The organism is Nocardiopsis sp. LDBS0036, assembly GCF_041228755.1.
In the GTDB taxonomy this organism is placed as follows: Bacteria; Actinomycetota; Actinomycetes; order Streptosporangiales; family Streptosporangiaceae; genus Nocardiopsis; species Nocardiopsis dassonvillei.
In genome coordinates this window covers 3627036-3644682 of the sequence record NZ_CP141103.1, presented here as the reverse complement: position 1 = coordinate 3644682, position 17647 = coordinate 3627036, and the positions used below count along the sequence as shown (strand labels likewise).

The following is a 17647-nucleotide window of genomic DNA, read 5'->3' as shown; positions in this document are numbered from 1 at the left end:
AGGTCTCATCCCGTGCTTCCGGCCGGGGCCTCGTGCCCCGTGCTCCCGGAGGAGGCCTCACGCCGTGCCTGCGCCTCCATGCCGTCCAGCACCCGCCGCAGCTCCGCGGAGTAGGCGGGGTCGCCCGTGTAGTAGGAGTGGCCCAGGATCTCCGGGCGTCTGGCCTCGCCGGGCAGGGCGTCGTAGGAGCGCGGGTCCGGCAGGGGCTCGGCCCGCTCCACCACGCGCGTGCTCCGGGATCCGCCGGAGGAGTCGAGCGTCCGGACCGGCCCGGCGATCGCGTCGGTGACCCGCCACAGGTTGCGCCAGTCCGTCACCCGCTCCCGCAGGTCCGCGAACGGTCCCGGCCCGAAGTAGGCCGGGAAGTAGCGGGCGTACAGGCGGTCCAGCGGTGAGCCGTGCGTGATGAGCGCGATCCGGCCCAGGCAGTCGGTGGGCAGCTGCCAGACCGTGGCCGCCGCCAGCACCGAGCCCTGTGAGTGTCCCGACAGCACCACGTCGGTGCCCTCCCGGCACAGCAGGGCCACCCGGGCGCACAGCTGGGGCACGGCCCGCTCCGCGTAGGAGGGCGGCGCCAGCGGGTGGGCCGCCCGGGGCCAGAACGTGCCCACGTCCCACACCGAGCCGACCGCCTGCCGCGTGGGCCGGTCGCGGTAGGCGCTGCGTCCGATCCACGCCAGCGCCACCAGGGCGGCGCCGCCCAGCAGGGAGCCGACGCCGATCAGCCCCGACACCGTCCCCTGGGCGAACCCCCGTACCTCGCCGGGCACGGCGGCCGCGTCCGACACGGCCGTCGTCACCGAGGCCGGACCCGCCGCCAGGTGCCCCGAGAGCGTGGAGGACAGCACGAGCACGCCCAGCGCCACCACCGGGAGCAGGAAGGCCGCCAGCACCCACGGCAGCACCTCCGTCATCCGGCCCATCGCCCGCGCGTGGGCGATGTCCCAGGTGCGGCGGTCGCGCACGCTGCGCGCGTAGTCCTCGGTGACCCCCGCCAGGTGCGACCGGGTGTCGCGGCGCAGCAGCAGCGCCAGCACCCCCACCACGACCAGCGCGATGGCCGCCTCCAACGCGAACGCCAGCTGGAGCCAGGAGTAGGCGGCCGGTACCGACAGCGGCAGGCAGTCCACCTCGGGGGTGGCCAGGGAACCGCAGCCGCTCAGCGCCAGCGACCCCTGGTAGACGAGCGCGGCCGAGAAACCGCCGCCGAGCAGGGCGCCCAGGGCCGCCGTGGCCGGGCCCGCGAGGCCGCGCATCGCCGCGCCGCCGTGGGAGCGGTCGGCGGCGAACAGGAACAGCGCCGCCGCCAGCATCACCAGCACCAGGGCCGCCTGGACCGCGAACAGCGTGTTGAGGATCGCCCCGTTGCCGGGCAGCCGCCCCGACGCCGTCCACTCCGGGCGGGGCCAGAGCGCGTACGCGGCCACCGCCAGCCCCAGGACCAGGGTGGCGTCGCGCAGCAGGCGGCAGATCCGGTCGGCCCGGGCGTTCCAGCGCGGGTCGGTGCCCGGGACCAGCACGCTCAGGGTGCTCAGGGTGACCACCGCCGCCAGCAGGGCGGCCAGGAGGGCGCCGACGATCCACGGCCCCGACCCGTCGGGCGGACCCGCCGTCGCCGGGCCCAGGTCGTGCCGCAGCGCCGGTACGACCAGCAGGGCGGCCACCGTGCCCAGGGCCGCCGAGATGTGCGCCGAGCGCAGCCGGGCCATGGTCTCGCTGTTGCGCCAGAAACCCTTGTGGCTCAGCGGGGCGGCGGCGCTGGGGCGGGGCGGTATCGGGCTCTCCACGACCTCGTAGTCGGCGGCCGTGCGCCGCGACAGCAGCCACAGCACCACGATCAGCGCCACCGGCAGCACCGTGCCCACCAGCAGGGCCGGGCCCGGCGCGGACAGCACCGAGGAGGGCGAGCCCAGGAAGGCCAGCCAGGGGCGGGCCCGCACGCACTCCTCGCCCTGGCCGGAGGCGCACTGCCAGGCCACCAGGTCCATGCCGATCCCCGCCGCGGCCAGGGTGATGAGCACCGTCAGGGACAGCGCCAGCAGCCGCACGCTCCCGCCGTAGGCGTTGTTGGCCAGCAGCCGCGCCCCCGCGGGGTCGCGGTCCATCCGCCCGGGCCGCATCCAGTACGCCACGTTGACGAGCATGAACGGCAGCAGCAGCAGCCAGAACGCCCGGGAGGAGCGTCCGGAGGTGAGGTTGCCCCAGGCGAAGATCTCCCGGCGCACGCCCGGAAGGGTCTTGGTGTCGGACTCGCGGCGCCAGCGGAAGAACCCCGCCAGGCGGTCGCCGCCCACGCGCATCGCGGGTTCGACGTCCAGCAGTTCCTCGGCCTGGCCGCCGCTGACGCCGTGTACGCGCAGCTCGACCCGCTCGCACGCGGGGGAGCCGGGGCCGGTCGGGACGGGCGGTGGAGTGGCGTCGTCGGGGGAGGGCTCGGGGGAGTGGGGAGCGGGGGAGGTCGGTTCGGGCTCGTACGGGCTGAGGGGTTCGGCGAGGTCCGACATACGAAGCATCCTGCCACGCTCCGTATCCGCGCGACAGCGGTACTTCGAACCTGTGGACAACGCCGGGGGAACTCCGTCCTGGGGAGGCGGCACCCCGGGGAGGCGCCTCCCCCGGGCGCGCGGAGGACCCGCACGTGAGGACACGCCGCGTACGGGACGGGGCCCACGGGCGCTCCCGGGCACGTGCCGTCCGCCGACCTCAGGAGGGCTGTGGCTGCCGCAGTCCCCGCAGGAGCAGTTCGACCAGTCGGCGCGGGTCGTAGCGGGGGTCGTCGCTGCCGACGCAGAGGTTGCCGATGCCGCGCATCAGCTCGTAGGCCCGCGTGCCGGGCCCGATCTCCCCGGCCTCGACCGCGGCGTCGAGCAAGGTCGTGCAGACGGGCACCAGGCGGTCGAGGAAGTAGGCGTGCAGGGCCTCGAAGCCGCCGCTGTCCGACCGCATCGCACCGGCCAGCCCGTGCTTGGTGACCAGGAAGTCGACGAACAGGTCCACCCACGCGCGGAGCGCGGCGAACGGGGACGCGGCCTCGGCCAGCAGCCTCGGGCCGGCCTCGGCGCAGGCCTCGACCTGGTGGCGGTAGACGGCGACGACCAGGTCCGCCCGTGTGGGGAAGTGGCGGTAGATCGTCCCCATCCCGACCCCCGCCCGGGCCGCGATCTCCCGGATCGGCGCGTCGACTCCGGAGGTGACGAACACCGCGGCGGCGGCGGTGAGCAGCTTCTGCTGGTTGCGCACCGCGTCGGCCCGCCTGCCGCGGGCCGGCACCTCTCCCGACCCCCCTGTGCTGGGCATACACGCTCTCCTTCCGGTGGCCGTTGCAAAACGGAACAATGCTCCGTATATTAAGAGGAACAGTGCTCCGCTTGCAGTCTAGCTGCGACGGGACACTTCCGCCCGCCCTGCCCGCCGCCGATCCGAGAGGACCGGCCGCGCGGGCCGCCGAAGGGAAAACGCACCATGAGCGCACCGACGCGCACGGCCGACGCCGTCAGCCCCGCCGCACCCGTCCTCTCGGTCAGTCCGGTCGTGCTGCCGACGCCCGACCGCGCCGTGGACCTGGAGGTGCGGGTCTCCGTGCCCGTGACCGGCGGCGAGCTGCCGATCGTCCTCCTCTCACACGGCCACGGCCCCTCCCACCACCTGTCCTCGCTGAACGGCTACGCGCCCCTCGCCAACTTCTGGGCGGCCCACGGATTCGCGGTGATCCAGCCCACCCACCTGAGTTCGAGGACGCTGGACCTGGACCCCGACACCCCCGAGGCGCCGCTGTACTGGCGGTCGCGGGCCGAGGACATGACGCGCGTCCTGGACCGGCTCGACGAGATCGAGGCCGCCGTCCCCGGGCTCTCCGGACGCCTGGACCGGAGCAGGGTCGCCGTGGCCGGGCACTCGATGGGCGGGCACACCGCGAGCCTGCTGCTGGGCGCCCGGCTCACCGACCCGCACGACGGAAAGGTGGTGGACCTGTCCGAGCCCCGGATCACGGCGGGCGTGCTCCTCGCCGCGCCCGGCGGAGGCGGCGACTCCCTCACCGAATCCACGGCCCGGGACTGGCCGTTCTTCCTGACCACGGACTTCTCCACGATGACCACACCCGCGCTCGTGGTCGCCGGGGACAGGGACGACTCCGCCCACCTGACCGTCCGCGGCCCGGAGTGGCACGTCGACCCCTACCTCCTCGCCCCCGGCCCCAAGACGCTGTTCACCCTGTTCGGCGCGGAGCACGGGCTCGGCGGGGTCTCCGGGTACGACGTCGCCGAGACCACGGACGAGAACCCCGAGCGGGTGTCCGCAGTCCAGCGGCTCACCTGGGCCTACCTGCGCGACCGGTTCCGCCCCGGGGACCCCGCCTGGCCTGCGGCGTGCGACGCGCTGACGGGCGGCCCCGACCCGCTCGGAAGGGTCGAGTCCCGGTAGGCCCGGCCGGGACGCGTCCCGGGGCCCCGCCCCCGGCACCCGTGCGTGCCGCGGCGGGGCCGAACGCGCGCGTGGTCGGCCGCCCGGTGCGGATCACGCGCGCCGGGGCCCCGGCGGCCCCGGCCGCCGTATCCGCCCGGGCCCGGAGGGCGCAGTCCGCGGCCCCGTTCCTGCGGGGCGGATCCCCCTCAGTGCACCAGCGACTCGTCCGCCACGTCCCAGGTGTTGCACGCCCCCGGCCTCTGCTCCTCCAGACCGGTCCGGGTCCACGCCACGCTGTTGTCCACCGACCCGTGCGTGCGCTCCTCCTCCTCGCCGTCCTCGCGGTCGGCGGTGGCGGCGGCGTCGTCCAGCAGCGTCTCCACGTCCCCCTCGTCCAGGGGGTAGCTCACCCGGACCGACCCCATGAACACGCCCGCCAGGCAGTTCGCCTGGAGCTCGCCGCGGCGCGTCCACGCGTTGCGCTCCAGCACGCCGTCCTCCAGTTGGCGCTGCCCGTGGTAGTACTCCAGCAGCCCCGACTCCCCCTGCACGTGGTGGCCGTACTCATGGGCCAGCAGGGACGCGTACACCACGCTCTCCGTGGCGCCGTTCCACTTGTCCACCACGTCCGCGGTGCCGATGTAGATGCTCGTGCTCGCCCGGCAGTAGAACGCGCCCGCGCGCGACGGGTAGGCGCGGCACGGGCTGATCCCGGGTTCGTCCCAGAACACCCGCTCCGGAGGGGTGAAGGGAATGCCCGCGCGCAGGAACTGGGTCCGCCAGGCGTCGTCCAGGCAGTCCGCGACCGTGTGCAGGAAGCCCTCCATCGACTCGGGGTCCTCCACGTCCAGCTCCGGCACCGGACACGGGCGCGGGCTCAGCCGCCCGGTCTCGTACAGCGGGTTGGCGACCAGGGCCTGGTACCCCGACGGACGCTCCTGGGCGCCGAACCGCTCCGAAAGCCCCTGCCCGCCCGCCATGCCGGAGGGGGCCTGACCGGGCTTGTCGTCGGAGTCGGCGTCCGTCTGCGGGACGGTCGCGTCCGGCGCGGCCCCGGGCGGGGGACCGTCCTCGCCGGCGGTGGTCCACGACAACAGCGCCAGCGCCAGCAGCACCACCATGAGGGCGGTCACCAGACCGAACACCCGGCGGTCGGCGCGGCGAGCCGCGGACGCCGGCGACCTACCGAACCCTGCGTACACCCCTGTCCGCCCGCCCTGTCGTCACCGTGGCCGGGCCGGACCCGCCCGGCACCTGACCGTGCCCCCCGGAGCGCCTCACCGCACCAGCTCCTCGGGAGCGTTCCACGTGTTGCACGCGGCCGGATCCCTGCGGTCCATGCCGTGCGCCGTCCACAGGCGGCCGTTGGCGGCCGAACCGTGGGTGTGCTCGTCACCCCAGTCGGAGCGCAGCCCGACGTCGTCGAGGATATTCTCCCGCTCGGACCCGCCGAGGCCCAGGTCCTCGCGCGAGGCGCCCAGGAAGACCCCGCCCAGGCAGTTGGCCTGGAGCTCGTTGCGCCTGGTCAGCTCGTCGGCCTCCGCCTCGTCGGCGCCCGCACGCTCGCTGTGGAACCGCGCCAGGATGCGCGACTGCCCCTGCACGTGGTGCCCGTACTCGTGGCTGAGCAGGAACGTGTACGCCTCGGGCTTGTCGCTGCCGCCTGAGGCCGCCACGATGTCCTCCACGCCCAGGTACAGGCCCTGGTTGGCCTGGCAGTAGAAGGCCGCGGTGCCCTCGCTGGGGAACGCGCCGCACGGGCTGTTCCCGGCGGTGTGCCAGTACACGCGGTTGGGGGAGGTGAACTCCAGGCCCGCCTCGGCGAAGTAGGAGCCCCACGCCGTGTCCAGGCAGTCGGCGATCTCGTGGACGAACGCCTCCACCGACTCCGCGTCCTTCTCGTCCAGCTCGGGCACCTCGCAGGTGATCTCGCCCAGCTCGCCGATCCGGTACAGCGGGTTGTCGGTGAGCGGGTCGCCCCGGCCCGAGGCGGTCAGCGGCTCCTCGGCCGCCGAGGCTCCGCCCGACCCGCCCGTCGCCAGGTCCGCGGAGGCCACCGGGTGCGACCACGCGGGCTCGGAGGGGTGCAGGGCGGCGGAGATGGCCAGGAAACCGGTGAACCCCACCGCGGCCGCCCCGGTGCCCAGCGTGAGCGTGACCCCGAGGCCCATCCGCTGGAGGAACCCGGGGTCCTCGGGCCAGAAATCCGGTCCCCGGACGGGTCTGCGGCTCACCACGGCAGCTCCCCGCGGCACCGGGGCACGACGTCGGCCGCCGTGCCCGGGGGGAACGGTGCACCGGGGGACCGGATAGGCTCTCGCGACATGTGGTGGGTTGGCTCCTGGCGCCCGGCCGTCGCGGTCGCGACGGCCGTCTTCGTGTTGTCCTCACTGGTCACGGCGCTTGTCGTCGCGTGGCCGGGTGGGGAGGCCCACGCCGCGACGCCAGCGGCACCGGCTCCCACAGTACCGGGGGGCTCCGTGGCGGCGGCCAGCGACCGGTCGGCCCCGGTCATCACCAACGACGTCCGCCTCGAACTCGACCACGCGGGCGTCCTCCACGGCGAGGAGACCATCTCCTTCTCCGGCGGCGCCCCGGCCACCTTCACCCGCTCCCTGACCGAGACGATGCTCTACGACACCGAGTACGACCGGAAGTTCGAGGTCACCGGTGTGCGGGCCACCGACCTGGACGGCGACGCCCTGGACGCCCGGGTGAGCAGGGACGACGGCTCCCTGTCCGTGGAGATCCCCACCGAGGCCACCTCCGGGGTCGTGCTCTCCTACCGGGTGAGCGGAACCGTGAGCGAGGTCTCCCAGGGCGTCCAGATGGAGTGGCGGGCCGTGGGCGCCTACAGCCACACCGTGGAGACCACCGACGTGACCGTCACCGCGCCCCTGCCGCCCGGGGCGCTGTCCTGCCTGGCCGGGGAGCCGCGCAGCGCCATGTACTGCACGGCCTCCGACATGGGCGCCGACGCGGGCGTGGCCCACTTCCTCCAGGCCGACATGGAGCCCAGCGACCGGCTCGACATCGTCGTCAACTACCCGCCCGGCACCGCCGAGGGCGAACCCATCCTCACCCGCCGCTGGTCCCTGGCCTCCGCGTTCGCGGTCACCCCGGCCACCGCCAGCGTGTTCGGACTGCTGCTGGCGGTGCTCCTGGGCGGCCTGGTGGTGCTGATCCGCGTCCGGGGCCGCGACGAGCGCGCCCTGCGCGACGAGGCCTCGGCCGGAGACCACGCCCCGGTGGCCGAGGGCGAGCACGGACGCCTGCGGTTCACCCCGCCCGACGACGTGCACCCCGGACAGATCGGCACGCTCGTCAACGAGACCGTGGACATCACCGACCTCACCGGTGCCGTGGTCGACCTCGCGGTGCGCGGCTACGTGCGCCTGGAGGAACTGCCGCACGAGCACTTCACGTCCGTGGACTGGCGGCTGGTGCGCCTGGACGGCCCCCCGGAGGACACCCTCCGCTCCTACGAGTGGCTTCTGCTGGACGCGCTCTTCGGCGGGCGCCCGACCGTGCGCCTGTCCCAGGTCGGCTCGCCCCGCACCTCCCCGGACTTCCCGGCGCGCATCGACCGCGTGCGCGAGGAGCTGTACCGGGACATGGTGCGGCTGAAGTGGTTCGCCCGCTCGCCCAGCCAGGTGCGCGGCCGCTGGAGCGCCGTCGGCATGGCGGTGACGGCCGCGGGCGTGCTCCTGACCGGCGTCCTGGCGGTCTTCACCAGCGCGGCGTTCACCGGGCTGGCCGTCATCATCGCGGGCGCCGCCGTCACGGCGGGCGCGCAGTACATGCCCGCCAAGACCGCCCTGGGCAGCTCGGTGTACGCGCACACGGTGGGCTTCCGCGACTACCTGCTGAGCCCGCGCTCGGCGACCGCGCCCCCGGGGCAGCGGGTGGAGCTGTACTCGCGCTACCTGCCCTACGCGGTGATCTTCGACGACGTCGACCACTGGGCCAACATCCTGGCCTCGGCCGCGCTCACCGACCTGACCCCCGAGGAGCTGACCGGTGACGGCCTGGCCTGGTACACGGGGCCGAGGGAGTGGCGGATCGAGGACTTCGCGGACTCCATCACCACGTTCGTGGTGACGCTGACCGGCATCATCACCAACGCCCGGCGGCTGCGGGCGCTCAACCAGTTCCAGCGGCGGTAGGCCGCCGCAGACCACGAGGGGGAGGCACCATGCGCGCGGTCGTGCAGCGCGTGTCGCACGCGTCGGTGACGGTGGACGGCGAGGTGGTCGGGCAGGTCACCGAACCGGGCCTGATGGCGCTGGTGGGGGTCACCCACACCGACACCGCCGCCGAGGCGGTCAGGATCGCCAGGAAGCTGTGGACGCTGCGGATCCTGGAGGACGAGCGGTCGTGCTCCGACACCGGCGCCCCGCTGCTCGTCGTCAGCCAGTTCACGCTCTACGGCGACGCGCGCAAGGGCCGCCGCCCCACGTGGCAGGCCGCGGCGCCCGGCCCCGTCGCCGAACCCCTCGTGGACGCGGTCGTCGAGGAGCTGCGCTCACTCGGCGCCGTGGTGGCCACGGGGGTGTTCGGCGCGAAGATGTCGGTCTCCCTCACCAACGAGGGGCCGTTCACGGTCGTCCTGGAGGCATGAAGGGGCCCGGGCTGTGGACGCCGCCACGGCCCGGGACACGGGAAGGACGCAGGAGGGGGAATCCCCGGAGAGATCCCGTGCCCCTCAGACGTCGACGGTCACCGGCTCGAACTTGTAGCCCAGACCGCGGACGGTCACGATGTAGCGCGGGCTGCCGGGGTCCTCCTCGATCTTGGCGCGCAGCCTCTTGACGTGCACGTCGAGGGTCTTGGTGTCACCGACGTAGTCGGCGCCCCACACGCGGTCGATGAGCTGCATCCTGGTGAGCACCCGCCCGGCGTTGCGCAGGAGCACCTCCAGCAGCTCGAACTCCTTGAGGGGGAGCTGCACGTTGTCGCCGCGCACCGTCACCACGTGCCGCTCCACGTCCATCCGGACGGGACCGGCCTCCAGGGCGGCGGGCAGCACGACCTCGTCCTCGCCCCGGCGGCGCAGCACCGCGCGGATGCGGGCCACCAGCTCGCGGGAGGAGAAGGGCTTGGTCACGTAGTCGTCGGCGCCCAGCTCCAGACCGACGACCTTGTCGATCTCGGAGTCCTTGGCGGTGAGCATGATCACGGGGACGTTGGACTTCTGCCGCAGCGTCCGGCACACCTCGGTGCCCGACAGCCCCGGCAGCATCAGGTCCAGCAGCACCAGGTCGGCCCCGGTACGGTCGAAGGTCTCCAACGCCACGGTCCCGGTGGGCGCCACGGCGACCTCGAAGCCCTCCTTGCGCAGCATGTACGACAGGGCGTCGCTGTAGGATTCCTCGTCCTCGACAACGAGTACGCGCGTCACTGTGCCGCCTCCTGACGGTCGGTGTTCCGGGCGGCCTCGGGCCCCCGGCTCTCGGAACGGGGCAGACGCAGAGTGAACGTCGACCCCGACCCCTCCTTGCTCCACACGGTCACTTCTCCACGGTGGTGGGTCATGATGTGCTTGACGATCGCCAGGCCCAGACCGGTACCTCCGGTGGCCCGGCTCCGAGCGGCGTCCACACGGTAGAACCGCTCGAAGATCCTTTCAAGGTCCTGCTGCGGGATCCCTATGCCCTGGTCGGCGACGCTGACGTCCACGCTGGACCTGGACAACACCACGGACACGGCGACCCGGGTGTTCTTGGGGCTGTAGGCCACGGCGTTGGCGACCAGGTTGCGCAGGGCCGTGCCCAGCAGCCCCTCGTCGCCCATGACCACGACGCCCTCGGCTCCGCTGCCGACCAGCTCGATCCCCTTGGCGTCCGCGGGCATGCGCACCGAGTCCAGCGCCTCCTCGACGACGGGGCCGAGGTCGACCCGGGCGGGTTCGGCCATCGGCTCGGCGCCCTGGATGCGCGAGAGCGTGATGAGGTCCTGGATCACCGCGGTCAGCCGGGAGGCCTCGATCTGCATGCGCTCGGTGAAGCGACGCACCGCTTCCGGGTCGTCACTGGCGTCCTGTACGGTTTCCGCCAACAGGGACAAAGCGCCCACCGGGGTCTTCAGCTCGTGCGAGATGTTCGCGACGAAGTCGCGGCGGACCGCCTCCAGGCGCCGGTGCTCGGTCTGGTCCTCGGCCAGCACCAGCACCAGCCCGGTCCCTCCCAGGGGGGCCACCCGCACGGCGAAGGACGTGGCGTCGGGGCCGAACTTGCGCACGGCGACCTCGATGTCCGTCTCCCGGATGACGCCGTCCCGCCGTACCTGCCGGGCCAGGGTGAGGAGTTCGCCTATGACCAGTTCCTCGCCCCGCACGATGCCGAAGGCGCGTGCGGCGGAGGAGGCGCGCAGGACCCTGTCGGCGGAGTCCAGCACGACGGCGGAGGAGGGGATCGCGGAGAGCACCTCGGCTATGCCGGAGGGCAGTACGCCGCCGTCGCGGTTCGCGGGCTCCGGAGCCTGCCGCTGCCGTGCGGCGGTACCCGTACGGAAGAAAGGACCGGCCAGGACGCCGATGACGACGCCCGTGACGAGTCCGATGATGCCGGTCACCGCGGCGAGAAGTTCCCCTTGCACGATTCGATCGTAAACGTGCTGGCTGGGGCTTTACCCGGCCAGGGCATGCGACACAACCGAGGTTCTTGCATCGTTCACCAACTCTTGGCCGACTCTTCAATCAACCACTGGGAGCATTGACGCCATGCGCGATACCTACCACGAGGACCTTGACAGCCTGAGTGAACGCCTCGTCGAGATGACGCGGCTCGCCCGGCACGCCGTCGCTCGTGCGACCACGGCGCTGCTGGACAGTGACATCAACGCGGCGCAGGAGGTCATCTCCGGTGACGAGCAGATCAACCGGCTCGACCAGGAGATCGAGGACACCGCGTTCAGCCTGATGGCCCGGCAGCAGCCGGTCGCCTCCGACCTGCGCACCATCATCACCTCCCTGTACATGCGCGGCGACCTGGAGCGGATGGGCGACCACGCCGTCCACCTGGCCAAGATCGCGCGGCGCCGCCACCCCGACTCGGCGATCCCCAAGCCGGTGCGGTCGATCGTGCTGGAGATGGGCCACCAGGCGGAACTGCTGGTCACCAAGGCGGGCGAGGTCATCATGGACCGCGACCCCGACACCGCCCTGGAGCTGGACAAGGACGACGACACGATGGACCGGCTGCGGCGCAAGCTGCTGCAGCGCATCCTCGCCCCCGGGTGGGAGTACGGGGTGGAGGCCACCATGGACGTCACCCTGGTCGGCCGGTTCTACGAGCGCTTCGGCGACCACGCGGTGCACGTCGCCGACAACCTCGTCTACATGGTGACGGGGGAGAAGCGCGAGGACTACGACCCCGAGGGCTGAGCCCGGAGAGGAGCCCTCCGGGAAGCCGGCCGCGGTCCCCTCGACGGTCACTCCGTACGCCCGGGGCGGTCGCGCGGGCCCGGACCTGCCGGGCCGTACGCCGCTCGCGGGCCGGGCCCGCCTCTTCGCCACGCAGACGCGTCCCCCTCGGGCGTCCGAACCGCGGGTGCCCCCGGCGCCGCGCCGGAGCGCGCGGTGCCTGGCCGGGGCGGGGACACGGGCGGCCGACCGGCCCGAACGGGCTGCGCGGCGGCCGGAGGCGGACCCCGCGGCGGCCGTTCCGGCGGGTCGTCGGGGGCTCTCGCGGACGACGTGCGCCAGTCGACCCGGCACCGTGAGATCCGTCGCTCCGGCCCCTCCCGGAAGGCTTCTCGGGCGTGTCCGTAACGCCCTTCCCAAGCTCCGGTGAAGGGGCGGACACGGCGTCCGCAAGCCCTTCCGTACAGGGTCTGACCAGGTGCGCAGCAGGCCTCGGGTACACTTTGTCAAGCCCTGAAAAGTGGGGCCTGACCTGCGTGTTCGCAAACCTAATAGGTACGTTAAGTCACAGATTCGTGGTATCCTTGTGGTAGCGGAAGGGGTACCTGTCACATGGCTTTCAAGGTCGGCGACACTGTTGTCTACCCCCATCATGGGGCTGCTCGTATTGAAGCGATCGAGACGCGCAACATTAAGGGCGAGGACAGAATCTACCTCGTTCTGAGGGTCGACAAGGGCGATCTGACGGTGCGCGTGCCCGCCGCGAATGCCGAGGACGTCGGCGTTCGCGACGTGGTGGGGCAGGAGGGCCTGGACAAGGTCTTCGAGGTGCTTCGCGCGCCGCACACCGAGGAGCCCACCAACTGGTCCAGGCGCTACAAGGCCAACCTGGAGAAGCTGGCCTCGGGTGACGTGAACAAGGTCGCCGAGGTGGTTCGGGACCTCTGGCGCCGGGACAAGGAGCGCGGCCTGTCCGCCGGCGAGAAGCGGATGCTGGCCAAGGCGCGGCAGATCCTCGTCAGCGAACTCGCCCTCGCGGAAAAGACCAACGAGGACAAGGCCGAGGCCCTCCTCGACGAGGTTCTCACTACCTGAACCGGTTCTGAAATCACGTAATTGATGACGAATATGCCTCGGGTGGGCGTCGGAACAGACGTCCACCCGTTTTCTCCTGGGCGCACCCTTTTTCTGGCCGGTTTGGAATGGCCGGGAGAGGATGGCGTCAGCGGCCATTCCGACGGCGATGTCGCCGCCCACGCGGCGTGTGACGCGCTGTTGTCCGCCTGCGGACTCGGCGATCTGGGATCCAACTTCGGCACTTCGGAACCGCGCTGGAAAGGCGCCTCCGGAGCGGCCCTGCTCACCGAGACCGCGGCGCGCGTGCGCGCGGCCGGTTTCGAGATCGGCAACGTGGCCGTCCAGATCATCAGCAACCGCCCCAAGTTCGCGCCGCGCCGCGCGGAGGCCGAAAAGACGCTCTCGGAGGTCGTGGGAGCGCCCGTGAGCATCTCGGCGACCACGACCGACGGTCTGGGCCTCACCGGCCGCGGAGAGGGCATCGCGGCCGTGGCCACGGCCCTGTGCGTGGCCGCGGGCTGAGACCCGGGCGGCCCCGTCACGACGCGCGTCCGCGCTCCTGGTAGACGAGCAGCTGGTAGCCGGGGGCGCTGGCGACGTTGAAGGCGTGGAAGTCCACCGTCAGCGGTCCCCGCTCCGGGTGGCGCAGCAGTTTGGTCTCGTGGGTCTTGGGCTGTACGTCGTGCCTGGCCCAGAGGTCGGGAAACGCGGGGCTGCCGCTGCGGAGCGTCTCCAGGAGTTCGGTGAGCCTCGCCGGTGTGCGGCTGAAGTCGGCGCTGGCGCGCAGGTTCGCCACGGTGGCCTCCGCCGCCGCCTCCCACTCCACGAAGAACCGCGGCCCCTCGGGGTCGAGCATGACCATCTCCAGCAGGTTCGCGGTGTCGGCGAATCCGCGGAACAGGTCCCGCGCCCGGTGGTTCATGGCGATGACGTCGAGCACGGGGTCGAGCACGATGGCCCCGGCCTCCTGCCAGGAGTCGAGGAGGGTGAGCAGCTCGGTCGGGACGGGGCGCACCGTCGCCTCCTCGTCCAGCCGCCGCGCCACACCGGCGAGCGCGTACAGGTGCCCCTCCTCGGCCCGGCTCAGCCGCAGGGTCGCCGACAGCGCCGCCAGCACCGGCTCCGAGGGACGGGGTTCCCTGCCCTGTTCGAGGCGCCGGTAGTAGTCGACGCTGAGCCCGGCGTCCTGGGCGACCTCCTCACGCCGCAGTCCCGGAACCCGGCGGTGGCCGCCCGAGGGGAGACCGAGGGCGTCCGGCGTGACCTTCGCGCGGCGAGTGCGCAGGAACTCGCCCAATTCCGTCTTCGCCATGGGTGGAGTCTAGGAGCCGGGCGCCGGATGAGGGGGGCCGCGTCGCAGCCTCCCTCATCCGGCGCCGCGGCCCGAGCATGGTGGACATGAACACCACAGCGAACACTCAGCCCACCGCACAGGTCGTCTCCGGCACGCCGCTCACCGGCCGGGTCGCCGTCGTCACGGGTGCCTCCAGCGGCATCGGCGAGGCGACCGCGCTCCGGTTCGCCGAGCTGGGAGCGAAGGTCGCGCTGATCGCCCGCCGGGGCGACCGGCTCGAAGCGCTCCAGGAGCGGATCCGCGCGAACGGCGGCACGGCCCTGGCGCTGCCGACCGACGTCACGGACCGCGCGGCCGTCCTGGCCGCCGCCCGGCGGATCGAGGACGGGCTCGGGCCCGTCGACCTGGTCTTCGCCAACGCGGGGGTCCAGCTCATCTCGGGGATCACCGACCTGGCGGTGGACGACTGGGACACCCAGCTCGACACCAACGTGGTCGGCGTCATGAACACGATCCAGGCCTTCGTCGGCTCGTTGGAGGCCGCGGCCGCGGCGGGACGGCCCGCCGACCTGATCACGACCTCCTCGATCGCCGCGGTGCGGGTCCTGGAGAAGTTCCAGGTCTACTCGGCGACCAAGGCCTACGTCACCCAGCTGTCGCGGCTGCTGCGCACGGAGCTGGGGCGCAAGCGGGTCCGCGTGTGCACCATCGAGCCCGGCATGGTGGACACCGAGCTGCCCGACCACGTCACCGACCCGGACGCCTCGAAGCTCATGGCGGACCTCATCGAGCAGATCGACGTGCTGCGGTCCGAGGACGTCGCCGAGACGGTCTCCTTCGTGGCGTCCGTGCCCAGGCACGTGAACCTGACCGAGATCACGATCCTGCCGACCGAGCAGATCATCTGAGGGCGGGCGCCCGCGGTGGCGGGGGAGGTGCGCCGTGGTCGGGTGTGCCGCCGTCGGGCGTTCCCCGGTGGGCTTCGAGGGCTTGGGTTCGGGGCCCGGAGGGGCCGGAGTGATCCGGGGCAGCACGGTGTCGGCGGTCTCCGAGGGCCCCCTTGTCTTCAGGCCAGGCCGTGGCGGCCGGGGGCACCAGAACGGCTTCGGGGCTGTGCACAACCTGTGCACAGCCCCGTCGTGTGTCTGCCCGACCCGTCCGCCGGGCGCGCCTACCCGCCGTTCCTACTCGTCCGGGCGGAGCGGTTCGCTGCGTACGCGCCGCGAGGGCGGACCCGACGTGAAGTCCGGCAGCGGCGGACGCGGCGGCTTGAGCACCATGGGGCGCTTCTCCACCGGTGTGTGGGGTCTGCGCCGCTCCGGAGCGGGACGCCCGGCACCGGGCGCGGGCCCGGCCGGGGGCTCCGGGGAGGAGGGGAGCCGCCCGTCCTCGTCCTCCTCCCGGACCGCCGGGGGAAGCTCCTCCGCCTCGGGCGGGAGGTCGGCGTCGGTCGCGGAGGGTTCGGGATCCCCGAGCGGTTCCGGCTCCTGGAGCGGATCCTTCTCAGGGAACCGGTCCTCATCGGACTCGTACCAGGCCCAGGCCTCCTCCAGCCTCGGCGCGGGCTCCACGGGTGCGTCCGAGGGGGGCGCCGCCTCCACCGGGGCCTCGCCGATCCGGAACGCCGCCCGCACCGTGGGGCCGGTGTCGTGGTCCAGCACGGGGGTCGGCTCCGGCTCCCGGGACTCCTCCGCGAAGGGGGAGGCGTCGTCCTCCGGCGGCGTCCACACCGGCGGCACGTAGTCCGCGAGGACGTGGGCGCCCGAGTCGTCCGCGGGCGGCTCCCAGTGCGCTGTGTCCTCGGGGGTGGGCTCCGCCGAGGGTCCGGCTTCCACCGCGGGCTCGGTGTCGGGCTCCGGCCCGGACGGCGTACTCTGCGGGTCCGACACGGGCGCGGACTCCGGCACGGACCCGGCCCGCGCGTCCTCGGTCCCCGCCACGGGGTCCGGCTCGGACGGTGCGTCCGCCACCGGCTCGGGCGCCACGGCGGGGGCGGGCTCCCGCCGGGGTTCCGCGGGCTCCTCCACCGGTTCGGGCTCCGGTTCGAAGACCGTGGCGGCCCCGGTCTCCGGCTCCGGCCGCACATGGCGCTCGGGCTCCACGTGCGGCTCCGGCTCGTGCTCCGCGGCCACCGGCGGGGCGTCGGCCTCGTCCGACACCGGGTCGCCGAAGGGCGGCTCGTGCTCGAAACCCTCGTCGGCCAGGTGGTCGGGGCCCACCGCGACCGGCTCCGGCGCCGTTTCCGGTTCCGGTTCGTCGTCGGCGGGTGCGGCCGCGCCGGGCACCACCGGGGTCTCCTCGGCCGCCCGCTTGATCGGGTTGTGCCCGTCCCGCGAGCGCCGGGGCAGGCGCACCGTCGGCACGGACGCCTCGATCCCGTCCCAGTCGTCCCGGCCGTCCCGGTCGTTCCCGGTGCCGGAACGCGGTGCGTCGGTCCCGGCCACGGGCAGCGGCTCGGCGGCGAACTCCTCGTCGTCCCAGCCGTCCCCGTCTCGGCCCGCCTCGTCCCGGTCCCAGACGGCGTCGGGTTCGGGGTCCCCCCGGCGCTCCCGCCGCTCCTCGGCATCCTCCGGCCGCGCGAACTCCCCGGACCCTCCCGAGGTCTCCGGGACCCCGGCGGACCCCGGGTCCTCGTCGTCCCGGCGGCCCTGGTCCCACCTGTCCTCGTCCCGGCCGTCCCCGGCCCTGCGGCCCTCGTCCCGGCCGGGGCGGCCGACGGGCGCGAACGCCTCGGTCTCCTTCTCGTCCTCGTCCCGGTCGTCGGAGCCCAGGCGCAGCAGCCGCGTCCGGAGCGTGCCGCCCTCCGGGACGGACAGGGGAGCGGTGTCCCCGCGCGGGGGGACCGCGGTGCGGGCGTGCAGCACGGTCGTGGGGTCGTCCGCCGGACGCGGCCTCGCCATCCGTGAGCGGCGGCGCCTGCGCATGTGCGCGCGCAGGGTCATCCACAGCAGGAAGGCCACCAGCAGCGCCGCGAGCGGCGCCACCGCCACGATCACGTTGGCGACCCCCTGGTGCACCCGCTCGACGAGTCCCAGGCTGCTCATCAGCATCGCCGTCGCGGCGAACAGGACCAGCACCGGGATCAGCACCAGGTCGACCCAGAGCCGCTCGCGCGGAGGCGCTCCGCGCAGCAGGTAGCTCACCCAGCACGCCATCATCAGCAGCAGGGTGTAGGTCACCGGGAACACGTGGGCGAGGGGGCTGCCCTCGTGGCCGCCGTACTCGGCGAACTGGAAGATGCCGTTGTAGGAGATGACGAGGGCGCACAGGGCGATGAGGCCGACGAACAGGCCGCCGCCGACGAGAGCACCGGCTCCCGCGCCGCGACCTGCTGCGGGCCTACCGTTCCGTGTCCCTGACTCGGGGGCGTTGTTGTAAGGGGCCATCGCCTTCGCAGCGTAGTCCAGGCGGTGCCGCGAACACGAGATTCCGGCTGATTATGGTCGCTACCAGACGGGCCGTCCCCAGGCGTTCTGTGTCGTTCTGTCGGAATATGCAGGGAGTGGCGC

Annotated in this window: 15 protein-coding genes; 7 read left to right on the top strand and 8 right to left on the bottom strand. The window is 73.2% G+C overall.

Translation table 11 applies throughout. From position 1 onward, the window contains the following. Positions 1 to 5 precede the first annotated feature (5 nt). Together UIS43_RS15300 and UIS43_RS15295 are read right to left on the bottom strand one after the other, a co-directional pair. On the bottom strand, positions 6 to 2504 hold the full coding sequence (locus tag UIS43_RS15300; RefSeq protein ID WP_370013253.1) for a hypothetical protein: 2499 nt from the start codon (positions 2502 to 2504) through the stop codon (positions 6 to 8). Positions 2505 to 2703: 199 nt separating this feature from the next. Then, positions 2704 to 3297 carry a TetR/AcrR family transcriptional regulator gene (locus UIS43_RS15295; protein ID WP_370010476.1) on the bottom strand — a complete coding sequence of 198 codons (594 nt, stop codon included), beginning with the start codon at positions 3295 to 3297 and terminating at the stop codon, positions 2704 to 2706. A gap of 165 nt (positions 3298 to 3462) precedes the next feature. Here UIS43_RS15295 and UIS43_RS15290 point away from each other — a divergent pair, with 165 nt between their 5' ends. Beyond that, positions 3463 to 4422 (top strand): hypothetical protein, encoded by a 960-nt coding sequence (locus UIS43_RS15290; protein WP_019607739.1) that lies wholly within the window; start codon positions 3463 to 3465, stop codon positions 4420 to 4422. 188 nt (positions 4423 to 4610) lie between these two features. On the opposite strand, the gene UIS43_RS15285 is transcribed toward UIS43_RS15290, so the two are convergent. Together UIS43_RS15285 and UIS43_RS15280 are read right to left on the bottom strand one after the other, a co-directional pair. After that, positions 4611 to 5606 carry a neutral zinc metallopeptidase gene (locus UIS43_RS15285; protein WP_370010473.1) on the bottom strand — a complete coding sequence of 332 codons (996 nt, stop codon included), beginning with the start codon at positions 5604 to 5606 and terminating at the stop codon, positions 4611 to 4613. A 75-nt stretch (positions 5607 to 5681) separates the two neighbouring features. Further along, the gene (locus UIS43_RS15280; protein WP_071623280.1) at positions 5682 to 6575 is read right to left on the bottom strand and encodes a neutral zinc metallopeptidase; all 894 of its coding nucleotides are present in this window, start codon (positions 6573 to 6575) and stop codon (positions 5682 to 5684) included. A 153-nt stretch (positions 6576 to 6728) separates the two neighbouring features. Between UIS43_RS15280 and UIS43_RS15275 the strand changes: the two genes are divergently transcribed. Together UIS43_RS15275 and dtd are read left to right on the top strand one after the other, a co-directional pair. Then, entirely contained in the window at positions 6729 to 8570 is a 1842-nt protein-coding gene (locus tag UIS43_RS15275) for a DUF2207 domain-containing protein (RefSeq protein ID WP_071622902.1), read from the top strand. A gap of 29 nt (positions 8571 to 8599) precedes the next feature. Continuing rightward, a complete protein-coding gene (gene dtd, locus UIS43_RS15270) occupies positions 8600 to 9025 on the top strand; it encodes a D-aminoacyl-tRNA deacylase (protein ID WP_013155319.1) in 426 nt (141 codons plus the stop codon). Positions 9026 to 9109: 84 nt separating this feature from the next. Here the strand turns inward: dtd and UIS43_RS15265 are convergent, their stop codons facing one another. Then, a complete protein-coding gene (locus tag UIS43_RS15265) occupies positions 9110 to 9805 on the bottom strand; it encodes a response regulator transcription factor (protein WP_013155318.1) in 696 nt (231 codons plus the stop codon). Beyond that, the gene (locus tag UIS43_RS15260; protein WP_041552912.1) at positions 9802 to 11001 is read right to left on the bottom strand and encodes a cell wall metabolism sensor histidine kinase WalK; all 1200 of its coding nucleotides are present in this window, start codon (positions 10999 to 11001) and stop codon (positions 9802 to 9804) included. The genes UIS43_RS15265 and UIS43_RS15260 overlap by 4 nt, the downstream gene beginning before the upstream one ends. A gap of 124 nt (positions 11002 to 11125) precedes the next feature. Here UIS43_RS15260 and phoU point away from each other — a divergent pair, with 124 nt between their 5' ends. The 3 genes from phoU to ispF all read left to right on the top strand — a co-directional run bounded on the left by phoU (position 11126) and on the right by ispF (position 13366). Next, the gene (gene phoU / locus UIS43_RS15255) at positions 11126 to 11788 is read left to right on the top strand and encodes a phosphate signaling complex protein PhoU (RefSeq protein WP_013155316.1); all 663 of its coding nucleotides are present in this window, start codon (positions 11126 to 11128) and stop codon (positions 11786 to 11788) included. 591 nt (positions 11789 to 12379) lie between these two features. Continuing rightward, positions 12380 to 12862, top strand: coding sequence for a CarD family transcriptional regulator (locus UIS43_RS15250; RefSeq protein ID WP_013155315.1), 483 nt, complete (start codon positions 12380 to 12382; stop codon positions 12860 to 12862). 33 nt (positions 12863 to 12895) lie between these two features. After that, positions 12896 to 13366 (top strand): 2-C-methyl-D-erythritol 2,4-cyclodiphosphate synthase, encoded by a 471-nt coding sequence (ispF, locus tag UIS43_RS15245; RefSeq protein WP_013155314.1) that lies wholly within the window; start codon positions 12896 to 12898, stop codon positions 13364 to 13366. A gap of 16 nt (positions 13367 to 13382) precedes the next feature. Here ispF and UIS43_RS15240 read toward each other — a convergent pair whose 3' ends face one another. Beyond that, positions 13383 to 14156, bottom strand: coding sequence for a helix-turn-helix transcriptional regulator (locus UIS43_RS15240; RefSeq protein WP_117198532.1), 774 nt, complete (start codon positions 14154 to 14156; stop codon positions 13383 to 13385). Between the two features lie 86 nt (positions 14157 to 14242). On the opposite strand from UIS43_RS15240, the gene UIS43_RS15235 reads away from it, so the two are divergent. Further along, positions 14243 to 15046, top strand: a complete 804-nt coding sequence (locus tag UIS43_RS15235; RefSeq protein WP_370010466.1) for an SDR family oxidoreductase — start codon at positions 14243 to 14245, stop codon at positions 15044 to 15046. Between the two features lie 276 nt (positions 15047 to 15322). Here the strand turns inward: UIS43_RS15235 and UIS43_RS15230 are convergent, their stop codons facing one another. Beyond that, positions 15323 to 17524 carry a DUF2637 domain-containing protein gene (locus UIS43_RS15230; protein ID WP_370010464.1) on the bottom strand — a complete coding sequence of 734 codons (2202 nt, stop codon included), beginning with the start codon at positions 17522 to 17524 and terminating at the stop codon, positions 15323 to 15325. Between the last annotated feature and the right edge of the window lie 123 nt (positions 17525 to 17647).

Coding starts and splice junctions, on each gene's coding strand:
- UIS43_RS15300 (WP_370013253.1), bottom strand. CDS start 2,504: ATGTCGGACCTCGCCGAACCCCTCAGCCCGTACGAGCCCGAACCGACC.
- UIS43_RS15295 (WP_370010476.1), bottom strand. CDS start 3,297: ATGCCCAGCACAGGGGGGTCGGGAGAGGTGCCGGCCCGCGGCAGGCGG.
- UIS43_RS15290 (WP_019607739.1), top strand. CDS start 3,463: ATGAGCGCACCGACGCGCACGGCCGACGCCGTCAGCCCCGCCGCACCC.
- UIS43_RS15280 (WP_071623280.1), bottom strand. CDS start 6,575: ATGGGCCTCGGGGTCACGCTCACGCTGGGCACCGGGGCGGCCGCGGTG.
- UIS43_RS15275 (WP_071622902.1), top strand. CDS start 6,729: ATGTGGTGGGTTGGCTCCTGGCGCCCGGCCGTCGCGGTCGCGACGGCC.
- dtd (WP_013155319.1), top strand. CDS start 8,600: ATGCGCGCGGTCGTGCAGCGCGTGTCGCACGCGTCGGTGACGGTGGAC.
- phoU (WP_013155316.1), top strand. CDS start 11,126: ATGCGCGATACCTACCACGAGGACCTTGACAGCCTGAGTGAACGCCTC.
- UIS43_RS15250 (WP_013155315.1), top strand. CDS start 12,380: ATGGCTTTCAAGGTCGGCGACACTGTTGTCTACCCCCATCATGGGGCT.
- ispF (WP_013155314.1), top strand. CDS start 12,896: ATGCCTCGGGTGGGCGTCGGAACAGACGTCCACCCGTTTTCTCCTGGG.
- UIS43_RS15240 (WP_117198532.1), bottom strand. CDS start 14,156: ATGGCGAAGACGGAATTGGGCGAGTTCCTGCGCACTCGCCGCGCGAAG.
- UIS43_RS15235 (WP_370010466.1), top strand. CDS start 14,243: ATGAACACCACAGCGAACACTCAGCCCACCGCACAGGTCGTCTCCGGC.
- UIS43_RS15230 (WP_370010464.1), bottom strand. CDS start 17,524: ATGGCCCCTTACAACAACGCCCCCGAGTCAGGGACACGGAACGGTAGG.